21 protein-coding genes are annotated in these 24,739 nt (G+C 47.5%); 16 read left to right on the forward strand and 5 right to left on the reverse strand.

Annotation, left to right across the window (positions count from 1 at the left end; genetic code table 11):
• Positions 1-27: 27 nt before the first annotated feature.
• Positions 28-1,575, forward strand: a complete 1,548-nt coding sequence (locus tag AKJ31_RS02065) for a long-chain-fatty-acid--CoA ligase (RefSeq protein WP_053407423.1) — start codon at positions 28-30, stop codon at positions 1,573-1,575.
• 81 nt (positions 1,576-1,656) lie between these two features.
• On the opposite strand, the gene AKJ31_RS02070 is transcribed toward AKJ31_RS02065, so the two are convergent.
• Positions 1,657-1,896 carry an RNA recognition motif domain-containing protein gene (locus tag AKJ31_RS02070; protein ID WP_053407424.1) on the reverse strand — a complete coding sequence of 80 codons (240 nt, stop codon included), beginning with the start codon at positions 1,894-1,896 and terminating at the stop codon, positions 1,657-1,659.
• Positions 1,897-2,394: 498 nt separating this feature from the next.
• Between AKJ31_RS02070 and AKJ31_RS02075 the strand changes: the two genes are divergently transcribed.
• The 5 genes from AKJ31_RS02075 to pulA all read left to right on the forward strand — a co-directional run bounded on the left by AKJ31_RS02075 (position 2,395) and on the right by pulA (position 15,743).
• Positions 2,395-5,553, forward strand: coding sequence for a chitinase C-terminal domain-containing protein (locus AKJ31_RS02075; RefSeq protein WP_053407425.1), 3,159 nt, complete (start codon positions 2,395-2,397; stop codon positions 5,551-5,553).
• 251 nt (positions 5,554-5,804) lie between these two features.
• The gene (locus tag AKJ31_RS02080) at positions 5,805-7,130 is read left to right on the forward strand and encodes a paraquat-inducible protein A (protein ID WP_053407426.1); all 1,326 of its coding nucleotides are present in this window, start codon (positions 5,805-5,807) and stop codon (positions 7,128-7,130) included.
• Positions 7,127-8,773 (forward strand): intermembrane transport protein PqiB, encoded by a 1,647-nt coding sequence (pqiB, locus tag AKJ31_RS02085; RefSeq protein ID WP_053407427.1) that lies wholly within the window; start codon positions 7,127-7,129, stop codon positions 8,771-8,773. Before AKJ31_RS02080 ends, pqiB begins: the two co-directional genes overlap by 4 nt.
• Positions 8,774-8,775: 2 nt before the next feature.
• Positions 8,776-9,339 (forward strand): PqiC family protein, encoded by a 564-nt coding sequence (locus AKJ31_RS02090; protein ID WP_053407428.1) that lies wholly within the window; start codon positions 8,776-8,778, stop codon positions 9,337-9,339.
• A gap of 368 nt (positions 9,340-9,707) precedes the next feature.
• Entirely contained in the window at positions 9,708-15,743 is a 6,036-nt protein-coding gene (gene pulA / locus AKJ31_RS02095) for a pullulanase-type alpha-1,6-glucosidase (protein ID WP_053407429.1), read from the forward strand.
• Positions 15,744-15,793: 50 nt separating this feature from the next.
• On the opposite strand, the gene AKJ31_RS22875 is transcribed toward pulA, so the two are convergent.
• A complete protein-coding gene (locus tag AKJ31_RS22875; protein ID WP_053407430.1) occupies positions 15,794-16,102 on the reverse strand; it encodes a hypothetical protein in 309 nt (102 codons plus the stop codon).
• 24 nt (positions 16,103-16,126) lie between these two features.
• On the reverse strand, positions 16,127-16,393 hold the full coding sequence (locus AKJ31_RS22880) for a lysozyme inhibitor LprI family protein (RefSeq protein ID WP_053407431.1): 267 nt from the start codon (positions 16,391-16,393) through the stop codon (positions 16,127-16,129).
• 341 nt (positions 16,394-16,734) lie between these two features.
• Between AKJ31_RS22880 and AKJ31_RS02110 the strand changes: the two genes are divergently transcribed.
• The 5 genes from AKJ31_RS02110 (at position 16,735) to AKJ31_RS02130 (ending at position 19,796) form a co-directional block, all read left to right on the forward strand.
• Positions 16,735-17,346, forward strand: a complete 612-nt coding sequence (locus AKJ31_RS02110; RefSeq protein ID WP_053407432.1) for a CAP domain-containing protein — start codon at positions 16,735-16,737, stop codon at positions 17,344-17,346.
• A 156-nt stretch (positions 17,347-17,502) separates the two neighbouring features.
• On the forward strand, positions 17,503-18,099 hold the full coding sequence (locus tag AKJ31_RS02115; protein ID WP_053407433.1) for a DJ-1/PfpI family protein: 597 nt from the start codon (positions 17,503-17,505) through the stop codon (positions 18,097-18,099).
• Positions 18,100-18,115: 16 nt separating this feature from the next.
• A complete protein-coding gene (locus tag AKJ31_RS02120) occupies positions 18,116-18,598 on the forward strand; it encodes a YbaK/EbsC family protein (protein ID WP_053407434.1) in 483 nt (160 codons plus the stop codon).
• A 56-nt stretch (positions 18,599-18,654) separates the two neighbouring features.
• Complete coding sequence (locus tag AKJ31_RS02125) at positions 18,655-19,284, forward strand: LysE family translocator (RefSeq protein ID WP_053407435.1); 630 nt, start codon at positions 18,655-18,657, stop codon at positions 19,282-19,284.
• A gap of 56 nt (positions 19,285-19,340) precedes the next feature.
• Positions 19,341-19,796, forward strand: a complete 456-nt coding sequence (locus tag AKJ31_RS02130; RefSeq protein WP_053407436.1) for a GNAT family N-acetyltransferase — start codon at positions 19,341-19,343, stop codon at positions 19,794-19,796.
• 67 nt (positions 19,797-19,863) lie between these two features.
• Here AKJ31_RS02130 and yghU read toward each other — a convergent pair whose 3' ends face one another.
• Both yghU and AKJ31_RS02140 read right to left on the reverse strand, forming a co-directional pair.
• Positions 19,864-20,721, reverse strand: a complete 858-nt coding sequence (gene yghU, locus AKJ31_RS02135) for a glutathione-dependent disulfide-bond oxidoreductase (RefSeq protein ID WP_053407437.1) — start codon at positions 20,719-20,721, stop codon at positions 19,864-19,866.
• Positions 20,722-20,880: 159 nt separating this feature from the next.
• Positions 20,881-21,528: an HAD family hydrolase gene (locus AKJ31_RS02140; RefSeq protein ID WP_053407438.1), complete on the reverse strand. Its 648-nt coding sequence runs from the start codon at positions 21,526-21,528 to the stop codon at positions 20,881-20,883.
• Between the two features lie 176 nt (positions 21,529-21,704).
• Between AKJ31_RS02140 and AKJ31_RS02145 the strand changes: the two genes are divergently transcribed.
• From AKJ31_RS02145 to AKJ31_RS02165, 5 genes are all read left to right on the forward strand, one after another.
• A complete protein-coding gene (locus AKJ31_RS02145) occupies positions 21,705-22,583 on the forward strand; it encodes an NAD(P)-dependent oxidoreductase (protein WP_053407439.1) in 879 nt (292 codons plus the stop codon).
• A gap of 200 nt (positions 22,584-22,783) precedes the next feature.
• Positions 22,784-23,065, forward strand: a complete 282-nt coding sequence (locus AKJ31_RS02150; RefSeq protein ID WP_053407440.1) for a DUF134 domain-containing protein — start codon at positions 22,784-22,786, stop codon at positions 23,063-23,065.
• Between the two features lie 4 nt (positions 23,066-23,069).
• Positions 23,070-23,531, forward strand: a complete 462-nt coding sequence (locus AKJ31_RS02155) for a NifB/NifX family molybdenum-iron cluster-binding protein (RefSeq protein WP_053407441.1) — start codon at positions 23,070-23,072, stop codon at positions 23,529-23,531.
• A gap of 10 nt (positions 23,532-23,541) precedes the next feature.
• Positions 23,542-23,739 (forward strand): (Na+)-NQR maturation NqrM, encoded by a 198-nt coding sequence (nqrM, locus tag AKJ31_RS02160; protein WP_053407442.1) that lies wholly within the window; start codon positions 23,542-23,544, stop codon positions 23,737-23,739.
• Positions 23,740-24,013: 274 nt separating this feature from the next.
• Complete coding sequence (locus AKJ31_RS02165) at positions 24,014-24,709, forward strand: hypothetical protein (protein WP_053407443.1); 696 nt, start codon at positions 24,014-24,016, stop codon at positions 24,707-24,709.
• The last annotated feature ends 30 nt before the right edge of the window (positions 24,710-24,739 follow it).

Raw genomic sequence — 24,739 nt, forward strand, 5'->3', positions numbered from 1 at the left:
AAGAAAAACAAAAAAGGTGAAGCAAAAATGATGAACCTAGCTGCTGCTCTACAACGTAACGCTGCCACTAAATCAGACAAAATAGCGTTAGTGTGTGGTGACATAGAACTTACATACGCACAGTTTGACGCTATGGCGGGAAAGATTGCCAATGCAATGATTCAAAATGGTGTAGCTGCTGGTGATAGAGTTGCCATCAGTTGTCCAAACTTACCGTTTTTTCCTTTGGTTTACTTTGCGATTCAGAAAGCAGGAGCGGTCGCAGTGCCACTTAACGTCCTGTTAAAATCACGCGAGATTAAGTACCACCTTGAGGATTCAAAAGCTAAGTTCTATTTTTGCTTTGAAGGCACGCCCGAGTTGCCAATGGTGAAAGAAGGCAAAATAGCGTTTGAAGCGGTCGAGGGCTGTGAAAAGATGATCGTGATGACTCAAGACCAAAGCCTGCAAGACTACAATGGTTTACCGACACTTGCTACTTTCACCCAAAATGTAGAGCCGCTTGCTGACTACGTGCCTCGTGAAGCAGACGACGTGTGTGTAATCCTTTACACCTCTGGTACAACAGGCCTACCAAAAGGCGCGGAGTTAACGCAAAACAACATTGTGATGAATGCGATGGTCGCGCAAAACATCATGCAGAGCAAAGGACGTGAAGTTCACCTAATCACGTTGCCGCTATTCCATACTTTTGGTCAAACGGTGCACCTTAACGCAGGCGTATTAAGTGGCTCAAAGTTGGTACTCGTGCCTCGTTTTGAAGCTAAGCTCGTACTTCAGCTTATCGAAAAGCATAAGGTCAATATCTTTGCCGGTGTGCCAACGATGTACATCGGTTTGATTCACGCAGATGTCGATTGTGATGTTTCGTCTCTTCGCCTTGCGATTAGTGGTGGCGCTTCATTGCCTAAAGAAGTGATTCGTACCTTTGAGGGGCGTTTTAACGTACCGATTCTTGAAGGATATGGCCTCTCGGAAACCAGTCCAATTGCGTGTTTCAATCACCTAGATTGTGAACGTATTCCTGGCTCTGTTGGCCAGCCTGTTCAGGGCGTTGAAGTAAAAGTGGTCGATGTAGAAGGCAAAGTGCTGCCAGTTGGTGAAGAGGGGGAGGTCATTGTTCGCGGTCATAATGTGATGAAAGGTTACCTAGACCGTCCAGAAGCCACAGAAGCCGCAATCAAGAATGGTTGGTTCTACACCGGTGATATTGGCCGTTTCGACGAAGCGGGCAATATGTTTATTGTCGATCGCGTCAAAGATATGATCATTCGCGGTGGTTTCAACGTCTATCCGCGTGAAATCGAAGAAGTGTTTATGACCCATCCAGCGGTAGCTATGGTTGCGGTGTTGGGTATCCCGAATGAAGAGTACGGCGAAGAGATCAAAGCGTATGTGGTGCTCAAAGAAGGCCAATACATAGAAGCGGATGAGCTACAAGCTTGGGGTAAAGAGCAATTTGCAGCGTTTAAGTACCCACGATTTGTCGAAATTCGTCAGCAACTACCAATGAGCGCGACTGGTAAAATCCTTAAGCGTGAGCTGAAATCAGAGTTGAACGAAACCGCCGCATAATTCCTACTTTAAGTTTCTTGAATCAAAAAGGGCTACCGTTTGGTAGCCCTTAGTTATTTTCAACGCGATACATTGAGCGAGTTACTTATCCGCCACTCGCACTCGAATCTTGCTCTTATCGATCGTCGTCATGTTCAGCTCTCGCATCGCTTTGTTTGCTTCAGCGTCATCTGGCATCTCAACAAAAGCAAATCCTTTTGATTGGCCAGTCTCCTGATCCAATACAAGATTACACAGAGTCACTGAACCATGTTTAGAAAAAAGGACTCGGAGCTCTTGCTCAGTGATTGAGCGTGCCAAGTTGCGAACTAAAAGTTTCATATTGAACCAGTCTCGGTTTAGGAAATCGTCTTTATTGTCTCAGGAACTGTGCCACCAACCAACAAAAATTCACTAATCATAAAATAATATAGTCATAACAACGTAAACAGGTCGAGTTTTCCTCAGTGGAGGCTATGTTGTGAGCTTTCGTTTGACAAAACAAACAGTCAGAAAAACTGAATTTCGAAGAGAATTAACGCACGACATTTTTAGCATGCGCTTTTTTGTTTTGTGACAACGGGTTTTCAGTTTGTTGTCAAAATGATGAACAGGCTGTTTGTCGCGCAAGAAAATCCCAATAATTAGTTATTGATGCAAAATAACGCTGTTCTGTTTGCGTGATCGTGCGTTCTGTTTGCGAGTTATTTTGAAGTTCTTCACTTTATTCGGTGTGAATTTCGCCATCTTCCCTAAAGTTGTTTTGTGAAAGAAATTAGAGCTTTCAGAGTAAGGACTGGAAGCTTTATTTACATGAAACAGTAACTTAAGGAAAGACTTATGGGATTACATCGAGCAAAAGTGACGAAGAGTGTCTTCACTCTTAGCACTTTAACCGCTTCGTGCCTTATGGCATTTAACAGCTATGCGGCGGTTGATTGTTCTACATTGGATGAATGGCAAACGAATGTCATTTATACCGGTGGTGATCAGGTTCAGTACAATGGTAAAGCCTACCAAGCAAACTACTGGACAGAAAATCAAGATCCGGAATCTTTTGAAGGCGAATACGCACAATGGCGACTGCTAGATAGCTGTACTACACCTGGTGGCGGTGAAAATGTGGCGCCAACAGTGAGCCTCACCTCGCCAACTGCGACAGACAACCTCGAAGTTGGTAATGCAGTCACGCTTGCAGCAGATGCCGTCGACAGTGACGGCAGTGTGGCTAGCGTTGACTTTTTAGTTGATGGTGTTGTGGTTGGTCAAGCGACCAGCGCGCCATTTAGCGTAACTTGGACAGCCGTTGCTGGTAACCACCAAATCAGTGCGGTCGCTTATGATGATAAAGGACTGGCGAGCGATGCAAGTTCAGTGGCAGTCACTGTTGCTGATACCACTGTTCCTGGTAACGAAGCACCAACCGTTTCTGTTGCACTATCGGCCAATAGTGTAGATGTCGGTGGAGTTGTGACGTTGACCGCAACAGCCGCTGACAGCGATGGCACGGTTGATAAAGTGGACTTCTATGTTGCAGGCGCTCTAGTTGGTACGGCAGCAACCGCTCCATACACGTTAGATTACACCGCAACCAAGTCGGGCAATCTTGCCGTTTACGCGCGCGCGACGGATAATTTGGGCGCAACGACTGACTCAGCCATTGCGACACTCGCTGTTGCAGGAGCACATGTTGTCAGCACGTGTCGCCCGGACGGTCTGTACCAGACTGAAGGTGTCGATGTCCCTTACTGTTCAATCTATGATGAAGACGGCCGTCAAAAGATGGGTGCAGACCATCCACGCCGTGTGATCGGTTACTTTACGAGCTGGCGCGCGGGTGACGATGAGCAAACCTCGTACCTAGTGAACGACATCCCTTGGGAGCAGCTAACTCACATCAACTATGCGTTTGTTAGCATTGGCTCAGATGGTAAAGTCAATGTCGGTGACGTTAACGATCCAAACAACGCTGCAGTCGGTAAAGAGTGGAACGGTGTTGAAATCGATCCAACGCTTGGCTTTAAAGGTCACTTCGGTGCGCTAGCGACATACAAGAAGAAGTTTGACGTTAAGACGCTGATTTCGATTGGTGGCTGGGCGGAAACCGGTGGTCACTTCGATACAAACGGTGATCGCGTCGCAGATGGCGGTTTCTACACCATGACGACTAACGCGGACGGTTCTATCAACCACCAAGGCATCGAAACGTTCGCGGCGTCTGCTGTGGAAATGATGCGCAAATACAAGTTTGACGGTTTAGATATCGACTACGAGTACCCAACGTCTATGTCTGGTGCGGGTAACCCAGATGACAAAGCATTCTCTGAATCTCGTCGTCCTCATCTAATGAAGTCTTACCATGAGTTGATGCGTGTACTGCGTGAAAAACTAGATGTGGCAAGTGCGCAAGATGGCGTGCATTACATGCTGACTATCGCCGCGCCTTCATCAGCGTATCTACTACGTGGTATGGAAACCATGGAAGTGGGTAAATACCTTGATTACGTCAACATCATGTCGTACGACTTGCACGGTGCATGGAATGATCACGTTGGTCACAACGCGGCGCTGTACGATACAGGTAAAGACTCTGAACTTGCACAGTGGAGCGTATACACCACATCGCAATACAACGGTATTGGTTACTTAAACACTGACTGGGCATTCCACTACTTCCGTGGTTCGATGCCAGCAGGTCGTATTAACATCGGTGTGCCTTACTATACTCGCGGTTGGCAAGGTGTGACTGGTGGTGAAAACGGTCTATGGGGCCGAGCGGCATTACCAAACCAAGCTGAATGTCCAGCGGGTACTGGTGAAGGCGAGAAGAACAACTGTGGTTACGGCGCAACAGGTCTTGATAACATGTGGCATGACTTGGACGCAGCAGGTAACGAAATGGGCGCAGGCTCTAACCCAATGTGGCATGCGAAGAACCTAGAAAAAGGCATCTGGGGTTCGTACCTAGCGGCTTACGGTCTAGACCCTGCAACTGCACCTATGGTAGGCAGTTACGTTCGTCACTTCGATAGCGTAGCGGTAGCGCCTTGGTTGTGGAACAGCGAAAAGAGTGTGTTCCTATCGACAGAAGACAAACAGTCTATCGATATCAAAGCTGATTACGTTATCGACAAAGAAATCGGCGGTATCATGTTCTGGGAGTTGGCAGGCGACTATAACTGTTACGTGCTAGATGCAAATGGCCAACGTACCAGCATCGATACGACAGAGCAGGCGTGTGCGTCGGGCAATGGTGAGTACCACATGGGTAACACTATGACGTCGGCAATCTACGACAAGTTTAAAGCGGCCACGCCTTACGGTAACACAGTAGCAACAGGTGCGATTCCGACTGAAACCGTTGATATCTCAGTATCAATCGGCGGCTTCAAAGTGGGCGACCAAAACTACCCAATCAACCCTAAGATTACGTTTACCAACAACACAGGTACTGATATCCCAGGTGGTACAGAGTTCCAGTTCGATATCCCAGTATCAGCACCTGACAACGCGAAAGACCAATCGGGCGCAGGACTTAGCGTGATCGCTTCAGGTCACACACGTGCTGACAACATCGGTGGTCTGGACGGCACAATGCACCGCGTTGCGTTCTCACTACCAGCGTGGAAGACGCTACCAGCAGGTGATGTATTCGAGCTAGATATGGTTTACTACTTACCAATTTCTGGCCCTGCGAACTACAGCGTGAACATCAATGGTGTGGACTACGCATTTAAGTTTGAACAACCAGATCTACCACTGGCAGATCTATCGGCTCAAACTGGTGGCGGTTCAGATGGTGGCTCTACAGGCGGTGGTGATACAGGTGGCACGACAACTCCGGGCGATGTTGTTGAGTGGGTACCGGGTAGCACTCAGGTAACCGCGGGTACTACCGTGTCTTACAATGGAAAATGCTTCCTAGCGAAGAATAATCCTGGTGCTTGGGAAACGCCGACTCAGACAAACTGGTTCTGGGAAGAAGTGACTTGTCCATAAGTTAAATAAAACCAATCAAAAACCGCCTTTCGGGGCGGTTTTTTCATGTCAGCATCATTCATCACTTGGATGTTTCTTGTGCTAAATTCATTGATGGCTTTTAGGTTTTTTCTCAAAAACGAGAAAAAATAGGCAAAAAAGTCTTTTAATAGTGGGATTTATAAAGATTTATAAATATTACTAATCCGTCGTTCTGATATCACAAGAAATCAGTATTATTATTGTTATTAAAACATTACGTAATGTGACGAATGACAACTCAGCCGAATCCAAAACAGCTCATATCATGTGAAGAATGTGGACTGGTTGTGCAAATCCCTCGACTTGAACCTGGACACCAGGCTCATTGTCCTCGTTGTGCACACTCGTTAACAAAAGTGAATAGCAAGCCGTATCAAGGTGTGATTGCTGTGGCGATCGCGTGCCTGGTGATGCTGGTGCTTAGCGTTTCATTTCCATTCATGTCATTCAGCGTCCAAGGTCTGTCACAAGAGATTACCCTGCTTCACGCCGCTAAAATGCTGGCTCAGTTTCAAAACGTGTTACTCGCAGCTTTACTGTTGGCCACGGTTTTGGTGCTGCCTGCCGTCTATATAAGCTTTATTCTCTATCTGCAGATCAAAGCCGCCAAGTCATTGACTCATCCGTTGTCTGATAAACAGCGCCGTTTTTATGCTGCGTTGTGTCGTATTCTGTTTCGTGTCGAGCCGTGGTTGATGGTCGATGTGTTTCTTATCGGCATTTTAGTCAGCTTGGTCAAGATTGCTTCCTTGGCGGATGTCGGTATGGGCAACTCGTTCTGGGCGTTCTGTATTTATACCGTTTTGGTGGTGAAATGTATCTCGATGGTTGACCGTCATTGGCTGTGGCAACACTTTATTCCTGCCATTGAAGTTGAGGGAGTAAAGGAAGGTGATACACACCTCAATCACAACCATATTGGCTGTCATACCTGCCACCAAATCAACCCGATTGAGCAAACCAAGCATCAACGTTGCATCCGTTGTGGTAGTTTAGTGCATGAGTACGACCCACATGAAAACCTACAAAAAGCGTGGGCATGGTTGATCGCATCGGTGGTGTTTTACATTCCGGCCAACCTGTATCCAATGATGTATACCGTCAGCTTAGGCCATGCAGAAGGCTCAACGATTATGGAAGGGGTCGTGCTGTTATGGAGCCTAGGCTCATACCCAATCGCGGCGGTAATTTTCTTTGCCAGTATCTTTATCCCGATAGCGAAAATGCTGGCGCTCGCTTGGCTCTATTACAATGCAGGTAAGCCAATCGATTTACCCGCAGAAGAGAGCGCGGCTCGTTTGAAAGTGTATCGCTTAACCGAATTTATTGGCCGCTGGTCGATGATTGATATCTTTGTGGTCGCGATTTTGGTTGCTTTGGTGCAACTGCAAAATCTGATGGCGATTTATCCTGGTCCTGCAGCGCTGTTTTTTGCCGCTGTGGTGATCTTTACTATGCTCTCTGCCATGGTGTTTGATTCGCGTATTTTGTGGAATAAACCGCAAAATGATGCGCAAGAGCCAATAACTAACTCTACTGAGAAAGCCAAAATATGAGTGATAAAAATAAGGCAACTGCTCACGTTAAATCTCAAAAACAAGTATCGACGATCTGGATCGTGCCACTTCTTGCATTGGTGATGGGCGCGTGGATGTTGTTCGAATATGTTAACAATACCGGACCTGAGATTACCTTAAGGCTGCCAACCGCAGAAGGTATCGAAGTCGGTAAAACAGAGATCAAGTCACTGAATGTGAAAGTCGGTGTGATCACCGAAGTGACGCTCAGTGATAATTACGACTACATTACCGCAAAAGCGAGTATGAACAAGGATGCGGAACGTATGCTACGTGAAGATACCTTGTTCTGGGTAGTCAAACCGCGTATCGGTAAAGAAGGCATATCGGGCCTTGAGACTTTGTTGTCTGGTTCATACATCCAACTTCAGCCGGGCCATTCTGAGAAAAGTGAAAGAGATTTCACCGTTCTCGATATTCCGCCAGTCGCACCGCCAGATGCGAAAGGTCTGCGCATCGTGTTAACTCACCAAGAAGCAGGCAAACTGGGTGTAGGCGACCCTGTGATCTACAAAGGCTTTACGGTAGGTCGTGTGGAGAGCACCAGCCTAGATATCAATAAGCAACGTGCGCGTTACCAGCTGTTTATCTTTGAACCGTATGACAGTCTAGTTCGCACTAAAACGAACTTCTGGATTAGCTCGGGTATGGATCTGCGTCTGAACACTGAGGGTTTTGAAGTGAAAATCAGCTCTTTGGAAACACTCCTTTCCGGCGGGGTGACGTTTGATACAGCTCCGGGTGAAGATACAGGTCCCCAAGTCACCGAGCAGATGACGCAATTCCGTTTGTTTGATGATGTGAAACAAGCGCGAGAGGGCATGTACAACGATTATATTGACTTTGCGATGTTGTTTGACGAGTCAGTACGCGGGCTGAAACCTAAAGCGCCGGTTGAATATCGTGGTTTGAGAATTGGTACGGTATTACAAGTTCCGATGCGCCTTCCTACCCCTGAAGAAGAAGGTTTTGCTAGCAAAGTTGTTCCGGTGCTAGTGCGTATCGAGATGGGGCGTATCTACGACAACTTCCAGTCTAGCTCGCTAGAAGCGCTGAAACGCAAAATGAAAGAGGATTTCTCTAAAGGTCTACGAGCGACACTCAAAACCGGTAGCTTGCTGACAGGCGCTCTTTATATCGATATGGATTTCTTCCCGGGTCAGAATGAGTTTGAAGCAAAAGAGTTCCAAGGCTATCAAGTCTTCCCGACGGTGAAAGGCGGCTTTGCCCAAGTCGAAAGACAGGTCAATGAACTATTAGTGAAGCTAAACAACTTACCACTGGAAGATACCTTCTCGTCGTTGAACTCAACATTGAAAACGTCTGAGCGTACCTTGGCGTCAGCGGAAAAAGTCGCGAAAAGTATCGACGCGTTGTTGAAGAACAAAGATACGCAAGCGCTGCCAGCGGATATTCGCCAAAGCTTGCAGCAGATGCAGAAAACCTTGGATGGTTACGGTCCAGACTCGACCATGTATCAAGAGATGCAAAGCACTCTGAAAGAGATCGAGCAAATGATGTCTGAATTCCAGCCAGTGCTGCGTCAGTTGAACGAAAAGCCAAATTCGTTAGTGTTTGGTGAAGACCAGACAAGCGACCCAATTCCAGTAAAAGGACAATAATAATGAAAAAATGGGCACTGATAGTTTTTGCGGCATTAGCGGGTTGCAGCAGTACCGAGCAAAGTACACAGCTGTATCTATTGCCGCAAGCTGAAACGGTACAAAATGAGGTGGCTCAACCGAGCAAGCCATTGTTGGTAGTGCGCAATATCGACATTGCAGACTACCTCAATGAATCGAGCTTGGTGTACCGCACCTCCGATACGCAAGTAGTTAAAGCAAAATACAATCGTTGGGCCGAAAGCCTCAGTGAGCAACTGAACCAGCGTATAGTGAATGACCTACGTCATAAACAAACCAAGTACTGGCCGGTGAAAATGAGCTCGGTCGTTAAGCAAACCGAGCAGGCGAAGTTGCAGCTTAACTTACAGCGTTTTAACGGCTCGTACACGGGTAACGCCGAGTTGTCAGGCGTTTGGAGTATGATTGATGGTCAAGGGCAAGTTGTGTACAGCCAGCCTTTTAACCTTACCGTTCCGCTTCAAGAAGAGGGGTATGCCTCGCTGGTGGAAGCGTTATCGCAAGGTGTTGACCAACTCACGACAAAGATTGCTGATACGCTCTAGCCGTCAATTTCCGCCCAGTTGAGCGTGCGCGCATAATCTTTGGGCTTAAGGTCAAATTTATTCAAACTGTATGAAATGTAATTTTCATACAGTTTTTTTTCGTCTCAATCTACAAACCGTCATCTCTCTCACTGTTTCTCAACGTGTGCGAAAAATTACTACGCGCCTCACACTCCAATTCGTGATTTGGATTCTAACTCTAATTTCTCCTCCTATTTCTCTACGCCCTTTAACGGTGACTGATAGGGGGAGGTAATGAAATGCATGGCAAAGATAAGGTTAGCTTGTGGTGATGTTTGCTTATCGCTTCCACATACGGGAAAGCCAGGTAAGGGCTTTCGATTGCGAGAACAAAAATGGATAGAACAATGAACATCAAGTTAACGAGAATGACATTGGCTCTCGCGTCACTCGGCATGCTGGCAGGTTGTAATGACCAGTTAGATGTCCGGGTGATGGATGGCTATCTTAATAATGCCGCCGTCTGGTTGGACGTAGACGGCAATTTTAAACAAGCTCAAGATGAGCCTCACGCTGTAACGAATGAACACGGTCAGGCGAGTTTGGACATTGCTGGACTGTCGCAAGATCAGCGCAGCAGCATGATCATCGCTCAGGTTAAGCGCGGCGTAACCATCGACCAAGATATTGCTGATGTAACGGCAACGCGAGAATATCTGTTGTTGGCACCCGCAGACTATTCACATGTGAGCCCGCTGACGACTTACATTAGCCTGCAGATGGCTCAAGGCGTGAGCGAAGAAAAGGCGCTGAAAAAGCTTCGTAAGCAGCTGCGTCAACCTGACCTAATCGCGGACAGTGACTACATTGCCAATGAATCGCTGATTATTGCCCGAGCAGCAAAAGCGATGGTGCAGTTACTTCCCGATACGCTTTCAAACGATGAGCTCAAACCGTTAGCAAAGACGCTAGAGAAAGGGGCTAAAGAGCTTGGCAAAGCGCTGAAAAAAGGCGATGACCTGCAGTTCAAAACTCTGATGCTTAACCAAGAGGGTAAGCCAGTCGTTGCAAGTGATAGCGATGGTGACGGCGTTGCCGATGCGTTGGATTTATTCCCGAACGACAAACTTGAGTCCGCGGATTCTGACCTAGACGGTATTGGTGACCACGCGGATCTCGATGATGATAATGACGGTTTCACCGACCAAGACGAGTTGCAAGTTGGCACAAACCCTTACGATGCCGATAGCCAACCCGCTGACCTTGATGGGGATAAGATTCCTGACCAACTCGACGATGATATTGACGGCGACGGTTGGAGTAATACCGACGAAGAACGCTTAGGTAGTGACGCATACAACGTCCAAAGTCAGCCTGCAGACTACGATGGAGACATGATCGCGGATATCGAGGATACAGACATTGACGGTGATGGCGCAGCAAACGAGGTCGATGCGTTCCCGAAAGATCGCTTTGAAAGTCTAGATACCAATGGAGACGGCTTAGGTGATTTTGCCTCAAGTGATGACGATGGTGATGGTATCCCTGACAGCATTGACCCGAATCCAAAGAGTCCAGATAACAGCACCACAGAACCGACGCCGACGTATCAACAAGCAGTCATCTACTATAAACGTGACGACGGCAATTACGATGGTTGGGGGCTGCATTTATGGAATAACGCGACCTGCGACGCGGTGAGTGACGACACGTTGAGTGGTCTTGATTGGGGTAACCCGTTGAGCTGGAGTGAACTTGACCCTGAATATGGTGCCAAGTTTACTGTCTTGCTTAAAGCGGAGCACGGTGCGTGCATGAACTTCATTGTTCACAATGGCGATGACAAAGCACTCGGCGGCGACGACTTACAACTTGATTTTGCCAAAGGCAACACACTCTACACAACTCACGGCAGCAGTACGCTTAAATACTCACCAGATGAGCAAACTACGGTTGAGTTATCGGGCGCCGCAGCACACTGGCTAGGCATCAATTCCATTGCTTGGTTTGACCACAGTGAAGCAGCCAGCTACCAGTTGTGGAGCCGTGCGGCGGGCAATGGCGACATCAACCAACCTGAACAGTTTGAAAAATACCCTTTAGCCTTAGCTGGAGTTACGAGTAATCCTGACTTTCCGCACCTTAACGGTCGCACTGAGTTCTTCTTAGATGCCGATGCAGCGCTGGCGAAGTCGCTATTGAAAACTCAACTTATCGCAGTCGCACTCGACGTTGATGGTCTGCCGTTAGTTGCAACTCAAGTCCAAATTCCAGGTGTCACCGATGCGCTCTACACATCGGGCGATAATGATGCCGACGAAGCGAAGCTCGGCAGTTGGATGGATGGCGGAGTGGCACATTTCGCACTCTGGGCGCCAACCGCTCAGGACGTAGAACTGTATTTGTACGACCAAGATAAATCGTTGATCCAAGCGTCGCCGCTGGCTATGACGCTCGATCCTCAAACAGGGGTTTGGCGTTATCAAGGCGGCGCTGAGCTAGAAAACGTCTTCTACCGTTATCGCGTCAAGGCGTATCATCCTAAGACCCAGCAGCTTGAATGGATGATGACGACCGACCCATACTCACTCTCATTGAGTACATCGAGCCTGCACTCACAGCTGGTGGATCTCACGTCGCCACACACCAAACCAGATGGTTGGGACTCGCAAGTTGTCCCAGAACTCAACAATCCAGAAGACAACATTATTTACGAGCTGCACATTCGTGATTTCAGCATCAGTGATAATCATGGCTCACCAGAGCGTGATGGTAAATACTTAGCATTTTTGGAAGACGAACGTGACAGCGTTGCTCAACTCGAATCGTTGAAGAATGCTGGGCTGACAACCATTCACTTGTTGCCAAGTTACGACTTAGCATCAATTGAAGAGAATCCAGCCAAACGCATTGACCTCAACGATACCGTGGCCAAGTTATGTGAAGTGAACCCAGACGCAAGTCTATGCAGCGATGGTACTTCGCGCAGTGCAACGATCCTATCTCTATTAGAGCAAGCGGATCCGGCGACGGGAGAAGCGCAAGCGCTGATGGCGGATATTCGTCCATTGGACGGTTTCAACTGGGGTTATGACCCATTCCATTACAGTGCTCCTGAAGGTAGCTACGCGGTAGAGAGTGATGGTGTGTCACGTATCCGCGAATACCGTCAAATGGTTCAGAAACTCCACGCGATGGGCTTTAGAGTCGTTCAGGACGTGGTGTACAACCATACTTACTCGTCGGGTCTGTACGACAAGTCGGTACTGGATAAATCGGTACCGGGTTACTACCACCGTCTAAACCCAATTACTGGTGCGGTTGAGAACTCAACTTGTTGTGATAACACCGCTTCTGAGAACCGTATGTTTGAGAAGTTGGTGGCCGACAGCGTGGTGATGTGGGCGCAAGACTACAAGATTGATGGTTTCCGTTTTGACTTAATGGGCCACCTAATGAAGTCGAGCATGCTGCATATTTACCAAGAGACACAGAAGGTCGACCAAGATACTTGGTTCTACGGTGAAGGTTGGAACTTTGGTGAAGTGGCGAACGGCCAGCGTGGTGAAAACGCCACCCAATGGCCAATGGCGGGTACTGGAATCGGTACTTATAACGACCGTCTTCGTGATGGTGTGCGTGGCGGTGGTCCTTTTGATAGTGGTGATGCTCTGCTGCAAACCCCGGGCTTTGCCAATGCGGGAGACCGTTTTGACGATGCGCTCAAATCACGCATGGACCTGATCCGTTATGGTATGGCGGGCAACTTGCAAAACTACCCACTGCAAACCTTCAGCGGCGCAACCGTTTATGGTCGTGATTACCTCTATGGTGAGCAAGGTGCGGCGTACACGCTCGATCCACAAGAGTCGATCAACTACGTATCGAAACACGACAACCAAACATTATGGGACTTCAATCAGTACAAAGCGCAAGCGGATATCTCTCCTGCTGACCGCGCTCGGATGCAGATCGTCGGTCTCTCTACCGTCATGCTTGGTCAAGGCGTTCCGTTCCTACATATGGGCTCAGAACTGTTGCGTTCTAAATCGATGGCTCGTGATAGCTACGACAGTGGCGATTGGTACAACAAGGTCGATTTCAGTAAACAGACCAATAACTGGAATGTGGGGCTGCCAAGAGCGGATAAAGACCAGCCGAACTGGAGCGCGATTCAATCGGTGATCAGCAACCCTAACGCGGTGGCAACGCCAGAAGACATCAACTGGACGGATGAAGCGTTCAAAGCTCTACTCTCGGTTCGCTCATCAACGCCGCTGTTGAAGCTGATTTCCGAGCAAGAGGTCGTTGAACGCGTTCGTTTCCATAACACAGGTTCAACTGCGTTACCTGGGCTGATTGCGATGTCGGTGAACGATGGGGTGTCCGCAGGTGCGGATTTAGACAGCAACTATGACGCGATTATCGTGCTGATCAACGCCAACACGTCAGCACAAAGCATCCAAGTTAGTGGAGCTCAGGGCTTTGAGTTGCATCCGGCGTTGTCTGCTTCTTCAGACTCAGTAGTGAAGCAGTCCCGCTTTGCTGATGAAACCTTCTCTATCCCTGCGCTAACGGCGGCGGTGTTTGTTCTGCCACAAGATGGAGAGCAGGGCGAAGGCTTAATAACAGAGACAACACCCGTCGATGTGCCGCCTTATGGTTCAACCGACGTTTACCTACGTGGTTCGATGAACGGCTGGAGCACAAATAACCCAATGACCTATCAAGGCGATGGCGTCTATGCGTTTGACGGCTATCTCACACCGGGCGTGTACGAGTTTAAACTGGCATCAAGCGACTGGAGCAGCGTAAATCTAGGCTACGGCTCGTTCACGTCTGGGGAAGGTTCTGTCACGTTGGAAGATGCGGGTAACGGCAACATCAAAGTGACTATTTCAACACAAGGTGTTTATCAGTTCCGTTTAAATGCGTCTGACCAATCTTCATTGGTGGTGTCTGTCGCGGATCAAAATCTCGATTACGCCTGTTATCAAGATGATGATCCAGCCTGCGACTTGCGTATCTACCAAGTGATGATGGAATCGTTCGTTGATGGTGACCCAACGGCTAACTATGGCGTTGGCTATGGGACATCGCATCATAATGGGGACTTGCAAGGCGTGATCGACAGTCTGGATTACATCGTTAGCTTGAACGTCAATGCGATTTGGCTAACACCAGTCTTTGATTCATGTGCAGGCCAAGGCGTTGATGACAAGCTTGATGCAACAGGCTATTTCGCTTGTGATTTCTTCAATGTAGACCCAAATTTTGGCAGTAATGAGAAGCTTAAAGAATTCATCGATGCTGCGCACAGCAAGGGTTTGTATGTGTTTCTTGATGGTGTGTTTGGTCACACACATGTTAATGGCGTGAAACCGTCACCAACGGGCAAACTACCGACACTATATAGTGAAAGCGGTTATCCGGGGATGTACGTCAGCTACCCGGATCAAGCGAGTGAAGACTTCTTTACGGAAGTCGCGACTTACTGGGTAACTGAGTTTGCTATCGATGGTTGGCGTTTAGACCAAGCGTATCAACTGCCATTGGATAGCTGGCGACGTATCCGATCGGCGGTCGAGCAAGCAGCAGAGGAAAACAAACTGGCTGGACGCGATTGGGGAACCTTGGGTTACATGGTAGGTGAAGTATGGCAGGGTGCAGATGACATCACGCGCACTGCGTATGGTAGCGATGATGAACCTGCGCTCTCTTCGGCGTTCAACTTCCCACTTCGTTACGGGCTAGTGCAAGCGTTGGCGGTTGAAGAATCTGGCGCGAGCGGCAGCGCACGCGTTTTAGATGCAGAGTGGAACAGTCGCAGCAAATCGCCTTATCACGCGATGCCAAACCTCATGCTCGGCAACCATGATTTGGTTCGCTTTGGTGACCTTATCCAGCGCGGTGGGTTAGGTGATTACAACTTACGCCATCAAGCGGCGTTCAGTTTCCTTGCAGCGTACTCAGGTCCCATCACGCTTTACTACGGTGAAGAAATTGGTGACGAAGTAGCAAACTTTGCTGATAAGGTGACGTCTGATTGTGTTACGCAAGGTTTGTGTGATGACCATGTTTCGCGTTCTAGCGGTAAAGTTGAAGGTGTCACGACGACGCTCACGTCAGAGCAGCAGCAACTCAAAACGTATCTTGCGCAGTTGATGCAAGTTCGCAGCCAGCACCCAGCATTGTATGCAGGTGAACGACGTAATTTGTGGATTGATGACCAGCTCTATGCTGATCTCAAGGTACACGAAGACGAACAGATTGTTTATGTGCTCAATACCACCACCAATGAACAGACTCTGTCGCTGGGTGCTTCAAGTCTGAAAGCGGGCACTCGTTTAGTCGATTTGATGACAGGTGAGCAACTGAGTCTTCAACCTACCACCAGTATTCCGGTTTCGGCGCTGACTGGGCGGTTATTACTGGTTGAATAACACAACAAAGCCCGCGAATCTCGCGGGCTTTTTGTATCTTCAGGTGTTGATTATTGCTCAACACGGCAAAGCATCAGGGGTGATTGATAACCCCAAGTGATCTCCGCTGAACTGTCTTCTAAGTAGCGCACGGATTCGTTGCGTCCATGATAGACATTCTCTTGCTTTGGTTGCTGCAGCATAAAAGCGACTCGGTCACCAAACTCAGCAATCAAAGAAGGTGGGTTAGTATCAAATCTTGTCACCACTACTTCTTTCGCTCTGACACCATCACACGAGTAGAAGCTAGGCTGTGAATGTTCAACCAACCGATAACGTGCCTGCAAATTCGCAACTCGATGTATGTATTGCTTCTTCACGCACTGATTCGGATCTCCATCTTTCTAGCATTCATCGCGACCTTTAATCCATCCGCGTTGTTCACTTCTGAGGTTATGAGTCGCGTGATTCTCCTGATCAAATTCGACGGCTTGTTTGTAAACCTCAGCTAACTGGTTATCCAACTGACTAAGGTTTGGATCTTGGCAGATCAAGGTTTCGATGGCATTGAGCTTGTTATTGCGGCAATCAAATGAAGGCTCAATGGCTGCAACATGTGTTATCGTCGCCCAAAGCAAGCCAATGATAGCTAAAGGCTTTAATCTGATCATAACGTCTTCCTAGTGAAATTCATCGCGTATTTCTGTCTATGAACTGCGCCCAACTATTGCCCTAAGCATAATTTCAAGTAAAGCCAAGTAAGAAGATTCTTACGCAAAAGTGACAATTTTTTGCACAGCTTTGTTTTATGCCAGTCTCTGTGAATTGATGGTTAATATGCTCAAAAAATAAACGTTGCATATTGAGGCTACGCCGCACAAATCAGTATAGTGGCAACCGCTTTATTGGTCAGGCGAATTACTCGCCACGCCTTATTTGGCAAGCCTTTGCCAAATTTTAAGCCAAACCTCCTTGGCTTTTAAAACTCCTTATTCTTATGGTTTTGTTTATTATGAAAATTATTCCAATATTTGCTTTATCTGCGCTATTTTTAGTTGGTTGTGGTGGGTCAGACGGAGATTCTTCAAGTCCTACAGCAACGACAACAAACAACGAGTTCAGCAACCCGATCGGAGAGGTAGACGAAGTCAACCAAACCGCTGACTCAACCAACAACAGCAATACTTACACGCTTCCAGGTTCAAACGAATTCGCCGAAATGATGCTCAATGCCGTCAACCAAGTGCGTTCTGAAGTTCAACAATGTGGCGATACCACCATGCCACCTGTGCCAGCCCTAACGTGGGACTATGACTTAGAGCACGCAGCATTCGTTCACTCTAGCGACATGGCGAACGTTGACTTTATGGACCACACCGGTTCGGACGGCAGCTCACCGGGTGACCGCATTTCAGCAACCGGTTACGAGTTTAGCGCGTGGGCTGAGAACGTAGCCGTGGGCCACCGCAGCATCGAAACAGTGATGGCATCGTGGATGGTGAGCGAAGGACACTGCAAAAACATCATGAGTGCAGACATTACTCAAATGGGCGCTTCTGCGGTCGTTAACCCTGATACCCGTTACGGAACTTACTGGACACAGGTTTTTGCCCGTCCTCGTTAATCTGAATGTCTAACCAATAAAGTGTCGAGCAAATGCCGAAGTGGGGGAATCTCCTTACTTCGGCATTTGCTTTTATACGCGATAGTGGCATAAGCTGGGTCAGAAAATAAGCACTCGCGAGAATATACGCTTAGCACATAACCAAAAGGATTTGATATGGATATAGCGATCGTTACCTTTGAAGGCTTTAACGAATTGGACTCATTTGTTGCATCGGGAATCATCAACCGTATGCGCCACCTAGGCTGGAATGCTCAAATTACCTCACCGACAGAACAGGTAACGTCGATGAATGGCGTAACGATCAAAGCGCAGCAAGCCCTCGAATTTGCCAACCGTGCAGATGCGGTATTATTTGGTAGCGGAGTGTTGACTCGTGATATTGCTAAAGACACAAAGATTCTATCGCGCTTTTCCCTCAATCCAGAGAAACAACTGATTGGCAGTCAATGTTCCGGTGCGTTGATTTTGGCCCAACTTGGTTTACTCGATAGCGTGCCTGCGTGCACCGATTTAACCACCACGCCTTGGCTGCTAGATGCAGGTGTGAAAGTGCTCGACCAACCTTTTTTCGCCAGTGGTAATATCGCTAGCGCTGGTGGCTGTTTGTCGTCTCAATACCTTGCAACTTGGGTGATCAGTAAGCTTGGCGATAAAGAACACGCCGCTTCTGCGATTCATTATGTGGCACCTGTAGGTGAAAAAGAGCGATGGGTCGATCAATGCCTGACAGTTGTTGCGCCTTATGTGTAAGTGAGGAGATTAAGGTATGTCCACGGAACTAAAAGGCTCATCAGCCCGAGTTCAAGCGTTTTTGTCTCAACATGGTCAAGATTTCTTGGTTCAGCAAATGCCAGCTTCAACGCGTACGGCGGTTGAGGCGGCAGACGCGATAGGTTGCAGCGTATCGCAAATTGCAAAGTCTCTGATTTTTAAAGACGGAGAAACGGGCGACCCAATTTTGGTCGTTGCATCAGGAACGAACATGGTTTGCACCAAAAAGGTTAAGGCAGCGACAGGATTAAATTTAAAAAAAGCCGATGCTGACTTTGTCCGTGAACGCATAGGTTACGCGATTGGCGGCGTGCCTCCTGTGGCGCACAATCAAAATGTCACAACAATTCTAGACGTCGACCTACAGCAATATGATGCAATTTGGGCGGCGGCGGGTACACCAAATACAGTGTTTAAGCTACACGCACAAGACTTGCCAGCCCTAACAAATGGTGAGTGGATCGAACTCGCCAAGTAGTTTGGTAAAGTCATTAATAACTCATAAAAAACTCATAAATAAAGGAGAAAGCCTGCATGGATGTGAACTCACTATTGTTGTTTGTCGTTGCTTGTCTATCGATAAATTTAATCCCTGGCCCTGATGTGATTTACATCGTTTCTAATACCATGAAAGGTAAAATGGCGAGTGGCATGAAAGCTGCTTTTGGGTTGGGTGCGGGCTACTTCCTCCATACCTTAGCCGCGTGTTTAGGGCTTTCTGCGGTCATCCTTAGCTCTGCGTTAGCGTTTAGTATTATCAAATGGTTAGGTGCGGCTTACTTAGTTTATCTTGGGATTAAGGCTCTGATCTCGATGTGGAAAGGAAGTAGTCAGTTAGTCGTGGATGAAACGGCACCTACGACCAACAATGTGTTTATGCAAGGTGTGGTGGTGAGCGTACTGAATCCAAAAGTTGCGCTGTTTTTCTTGTCGTTTCTTCCGCAGTTTATCGACCTGACTCAAGGTTCGGTGAGCGCTCAATTGTTGGCTTACGGTGTGATCTTCAGTGTCTTAGCGACGCTGTGTAATCTGGTCTACGCCGTGGCGGGTAGTTGGTTACTGAGTGGTGCAAAGTCCCAGCGTTTTTCCAGAAGTTTGGAAGGGGTTTCAGGCGTACTACTGATTGGTCTTGCGGGCAAAATTGCCTTAAGTGATGCCAAGTAATCGACTCTCGCTACAAAAGTACCATCAGCGCGAGCCGACATGGATAGTGAATTTAGATGGAAATAAGAATAGACGATTTACAAGGTGGGGAAGTGATCCAGCTTCTCGAAGAACATTTACAGGACATGTACGCGACCTCGCCAGCAGAGAGTGTGCATGCTTTAGATGTTGAGGCGCTCAAAGCTCCGGAGATCACTTTCTTTAGTGGTTGGAAACACGGCAAGTTACTTGGCTGTGTTGCGCTTAAAGAGTTGGATAGCGAACAGGTAGAGCTCAAGTCGATGCGCACAGCGTCGGATGCGCGTAACTTGGGCGTTGCATCTAGCTTGCTGCAACATGTGCTGAAGATTGCCAGTGAGCGAGGCTATCGTTGCGTGAATCTGGAAACCGGCTCTCAGGCGTTCTTCACGCCAGCGCGCCGCTTGTATGAAAAGTTTGGTTTTAGTTACTGTGGGCCTTTTGGCAATTACCGAGAAGACCCACACAGCAAGTTTATGACTCGCCATTTGTAGTTCGAGTGACAACAAAAAAGCGATTCTTTTAGCAGAGTCGCTTTTTTTTTATTTTATGGGTAAGCCGTTAAGGTTTGAGCTTTAATACCGCATCGATATCTTCGGCGCTGTGGCGTTCTGGCACTTGTTCCCATTCTTCACCCCACGCGCGGTTAACGATACGTCCGCGTTGCACCGCTTCACGAGCATCTATCATTTCTGCCCAGCGTTTTACGTGTGTATAGCTATCGACATCGAGAAACTCAGCGGCATCATACGCGCGGCCAAGAACCAAGTTGCCATACCATGCCCACGTCGCAATATCAGCAATGCTGTACTCTTCACCCGCAAGGTAAGTGTGTTTCGCAAGCTGCTTGTCTAGCACGTCCAGTTGGCGTTTGGCTTCCATCGTGAAACGGTTGATTGGGTATTCAAACTTCTCTGGTGCGTAAGCATAGAAATGGCCAAATCCACCACCTAGATACGGCGCAGAGCCTTGTAGCCAGAACAACCAGTTCATTACCTGAGTACGTGCTGCGGTGTCTGTTGGTAAGAAATGACCAAACTTCTCAGCTAAGTAGAACAGGATGTTGCCTGATTCAAAAACATTGATTGGCGTATCGCCGGAGCGGTCTACCATCGCTGGGATTTTTGAGTTTGGGTTTACTTCAACAAAACCAGAACCAAACTGGTCTCCATCACCAATCTTGATCAAGTAAGCGTCGTATTCGGCTTCTTTCACCCCAAGCGCAAGCAGTTCTTCCAGCATGATGGTAACTTTCTGGCCGTTTGGTGTCGCCATTGAGTAGAGTTGAAGTGGGTTCTTGCCAACCGGTAGGGCTTGTTCGTGGCGAGCGCCTGAATCAGGACGGTTAATGCTAGCCCATTGTCCGCCGCTCTCTTCGTCCATCGTCCAAACTTTTGGTGGTACATATTGGTTTGTCATTGCTGTTCCTTATCCAATTTAGTGGCTGCCTTTATGGATCATTGGGATGCAATCGATAAATACAAACCCCTCAAGGAAAATAGATTTAGAACGGATAACAATGAAATAGCAGAGAAAAGCATAACCGAGCCTACAGCGGTAGGCTCGGTGAGTCAGTCTTTACTGCTGCTTGAGGTAACTCAACGCGTCGTGCAGAGATGGTAGGATGATGGGTTTCAGTTCTTTAACTTCGTCACATGGCTCAACCAGATCTGGGATCTGGAAGGTCATCATGTTTGCTGCGACAGCGGCGCGCACACCATTGTTTGAATCTTCAAACGCAATACATTGACTGCCATCGACATTCAAACGGCTCGCTGCAAGCAAGTAAATTTCTGGGTCTGGTTTACCGTGAGAAACTTCGCAACCGCACGTTAAACCGTCAAAGTACTTATCCAAACCCGCAAGTTTGAGTTTTATTGTCGCTACTTCTTTGTGTGTCGACGTCGCTACCGCCGTTGGCACATTGTTTTCGTTCAGCCACTCGAGCAACTCAACCACGCCTTGTTTAACTGGGATCGCTTGGTGTTTGACGATTGCATCGTAGCTTTTACGCCACTCGTCGTGGAGTTCGTCGAGGTGTTCTCCGTATACTTCGCGGAATACGGCATCTATCCCCGCCGCATTACGGCCAATGATGGACAGATAGATATCTTCGTAGAAAGGTTGGTTAACTGTTTCGCAAGCTTGCTTAAACACTTGCATGCAGACACGTTCGGTGTCGAGGAGTAGACCATCCATATCAAAGATGGCAGCTTGAAATTTCATGGAACAACTAATTCATACAACATGACGACAGGAATTCATTCTGTCATAGTTAATGCCGCGAGTAAAAGAGCAGCAAGTAAACAATGCAATTTCAATAAAGTTCGAATTGGTTAGTGAATTGTAAGGGGATTGTTTAGTACACTGATTTTCATAATTATCTATCAGCGGAGAGAGTGATGAGTAACAAGAAAGTTGCGTTTATCGGTTTAGGTGTCATGGGTTACCCAATGGCTGGATACTTGAGTAAAGCTGGCCACGAGACCAAGGTGTACAACCGCACAAAAGCCAAAGCAGATGCATGGGCGAGTGAGTATCAAGGTCAGGCTTGTGATACGCCAAAGCAAGCGGCTGAAGGCGCAGATATTGTGTTCGTTTGTGTCGGCAATGACGACGATGTACGCAGCGTTGTTTACGGCGAGGAAGGTATTCTGGTTGGGCTTAAACCGGGTGCTGTGTTAGTCGACCACACGACAACGTCCGCTGAACTGGCTGTCGAGCTGGCGCAAGCCGCTAAAGAATACGGCAACAGCTTTATTGATGCTCCTGTGTCTGGTGGCCAAGCCGGCGCAGAAAATGGCGTATTGACGATCATGTGTGGCGGCGATCAGGCAATTTTTGATTCCGTTGTTGAAGTGATGGACGCTTACGCCAAGCAGATTACGTTGTTGGGAGAAAATGGTCAGGGTCAACGTTGCAAAATGGTCAACCAAATCTGTATCGGTGGCATCTTGCAAGGCTTGAGTGAAGCACTATTACTGGCACAAAAGTCTGGCTTAGATATCGAACAAGTGGTCGATACCCTCAAGCACGGCGCCGCTGGTTCATGGCAGATGGAGAATCGCGCCGTGACAATGTCACAAGATAAGTTCGATTTTGGCTTTGCGATTGATTGGATGCGCAAAGACTTAGGTTTCTGCCTAAAAGAAGCGGAGCGCGTTGGTATCGAACTGCCGTTAACCAAGAACGTCGATGAACAATACGCGCAGCTACAAAAAGAAGGACTAGGGCGCATGGATACATCGGTATTGTTTAAATCGGTGGCGAAGCAGCGCTAGTTCAGAATGTTTCGCTAACAAACTCAACCATTCCAAGAGGCGCAACAGCGCCTTTTTTGTGCCTAAATTTTAAGTGCGTAACTCTAAATAGAGTGGGTTAGTGTGCAATTCTGCAATCTTATTTTTTTAGCATATGCCAAAAACATAACAAGGACTATGCTTAAGTCGTTCAGTCAGAATGCTGTGAGAGGATTCAAACGATGCCAAGACCTAAAATTCATCGCCGTGTGTGTGGAAGAGCAGCACATTCGTGTTTTAAGCCCAACGGAATACCTCTCAGTCAGTTAGACAAGATAGAGATATTACCTGAAGAACTCGAAGCGATTCGTCTGGCTGATTTAGAAGGGTTAAGCCAGTTGCAAGCTGCCGAACAAATGGGTGTGTCTCGCCAAACCTTTGGCAACACGGTCAAAAAAGCGCGTTGGAAGATCGCCAAAAGCTTAGTTGAAGGTCAGGCATTGTTGTTCCCAACAGAGGAGTGAATTTATGTTGTACGCTATCCCAAATGACGGTCATCACATCACCAATCACTTTATGAAAGCGCCATACATCGCGATTTATAACCAGCAAGGTATGGTGGAAAATATTAAAAACCCCGCGTGTGGCGGCGGTTGCCAAAACAAATCCCAGCTATTGAAGGCGCTGGTCGCTCAAGGCATAGATGCGGTGATCACCCGCAATATTGGCGAACGTTCACTGGCCAAACTGCTTAAACAGCAAGTACGAGTATTTCGCGCTGCCAAACGTGCGGACTTAGAGCAGATCCTTCAAGTTGAACGAACCGAACTGACTTCCAGTGAGCAGGGAAAGGCTTCTATCAACAACCGGAATAAGGCCGCTTGTGAAGGGGCTTGCTGCGGTGACAAACAGCAACGTCAGGTAATGTCTTCGATTACCAAGCCAAGCGCCTTCCTGCGGGTAACAACTGCTAAGCTTATAGCAAAGTAAGGAGGCGAAAATGACGTGGTTATTGACCTTTTTAGGCTTTCTATTGGTGATATTGCTAATGGCTTTGGGTGTGATCTTTCACAACAAACGTATTCAGGGCAGTTGTGGCGGACTGGGTAAGGTTGGTGTTGACAAAGTGTGCAACTGTGAAACGTCATGCTCAGAGAAAAAGCTCTATCAGATATCGGGACCAAAGAAAGACTCGTAACACGCAATCTGTTTACGATGAGAAACAAGCTACTTGTAGAAAACTGTATCAAATATTGGAACTTACAAAAGACATTGCTCTAACTAAGTGTTTCATCTGTATGTCGTACTTTTCAGACAGAGAGTGGACTTAGAATACAGACATCAGCCTTTGCAACACCTGAAAATGGCGTTGAAGCACATATGCTATGTGGTCATTGAAAACCTCGGTGAAAAAGAATGGAATCTTAACGTGTCGTGCAAAGGCTTCGTTCTATTCTGCTCTCGGAGTTATCATGTATACAGATATACGTCTTATCCTCAGTGGTTTTGGTCAATTTTTCTTCTTGGCTTTACTTGTAACGTTGCCAGTTCTTACGATTGGTTATGATTTGATTTACTTAGACAATGGTTTGTCTGAGTCTTCGATGACTGAGATTCTTCAAGCTTCAGTCCTATTTCTAAGTGCCTCTTCGTTTTATTTTATTGCTTACAAAGAGCCGTCTACTCGTCACTTCTGTGTTTTGGTCGCTGGATTCTTTACCTGCATGCTCATTCGAGAATTTGATGAGTATTTAGATGTTATCGTACACGGCTTCTGGGTTTATCCGGCGCTATTTGTTGCGGTGAGTTGCATCGCGTTTTCTTCCCGTAACTTAAAACAAACCATTCATACGTTTGCTCATTTTACCCAGAGTCGTCACTTTGTTTCGTTATGCTTAGGTATGGCTTTATTGTTGGTCTTTTCCCGTCTGTTCGGTATGGGGGAATTCTGGAAGGGAATTATGGGGCCTGAATATATACGTATCGTTAAGCTAACGGCAGAAGAAAGCTTAGAAATGTTGGGATACATTGTTATTTTTTACGGAGTCGTCGGGTATTTACAAAGTTTCCTATCATGGTGTAAACATCGAATTACTGGTGAAAGTTACGCGGAGTTCATCGGCAAGAGAAATCAATTTTTTGCTGAGCGCGCGTCAAAGGTAGAATAACCTCCGTCAAACGTGATAAAAAGCCGCCTT

The sequence above is a fragment of the Vibrio hepatarius genome, assembly GCF_001274785.1.
GTDB lineage: Bacteria > Pseudomonadota > Gammaproteobacteria > Enterobacterales > Vibrionaceae > Vibrio > Vibrio hepatarius.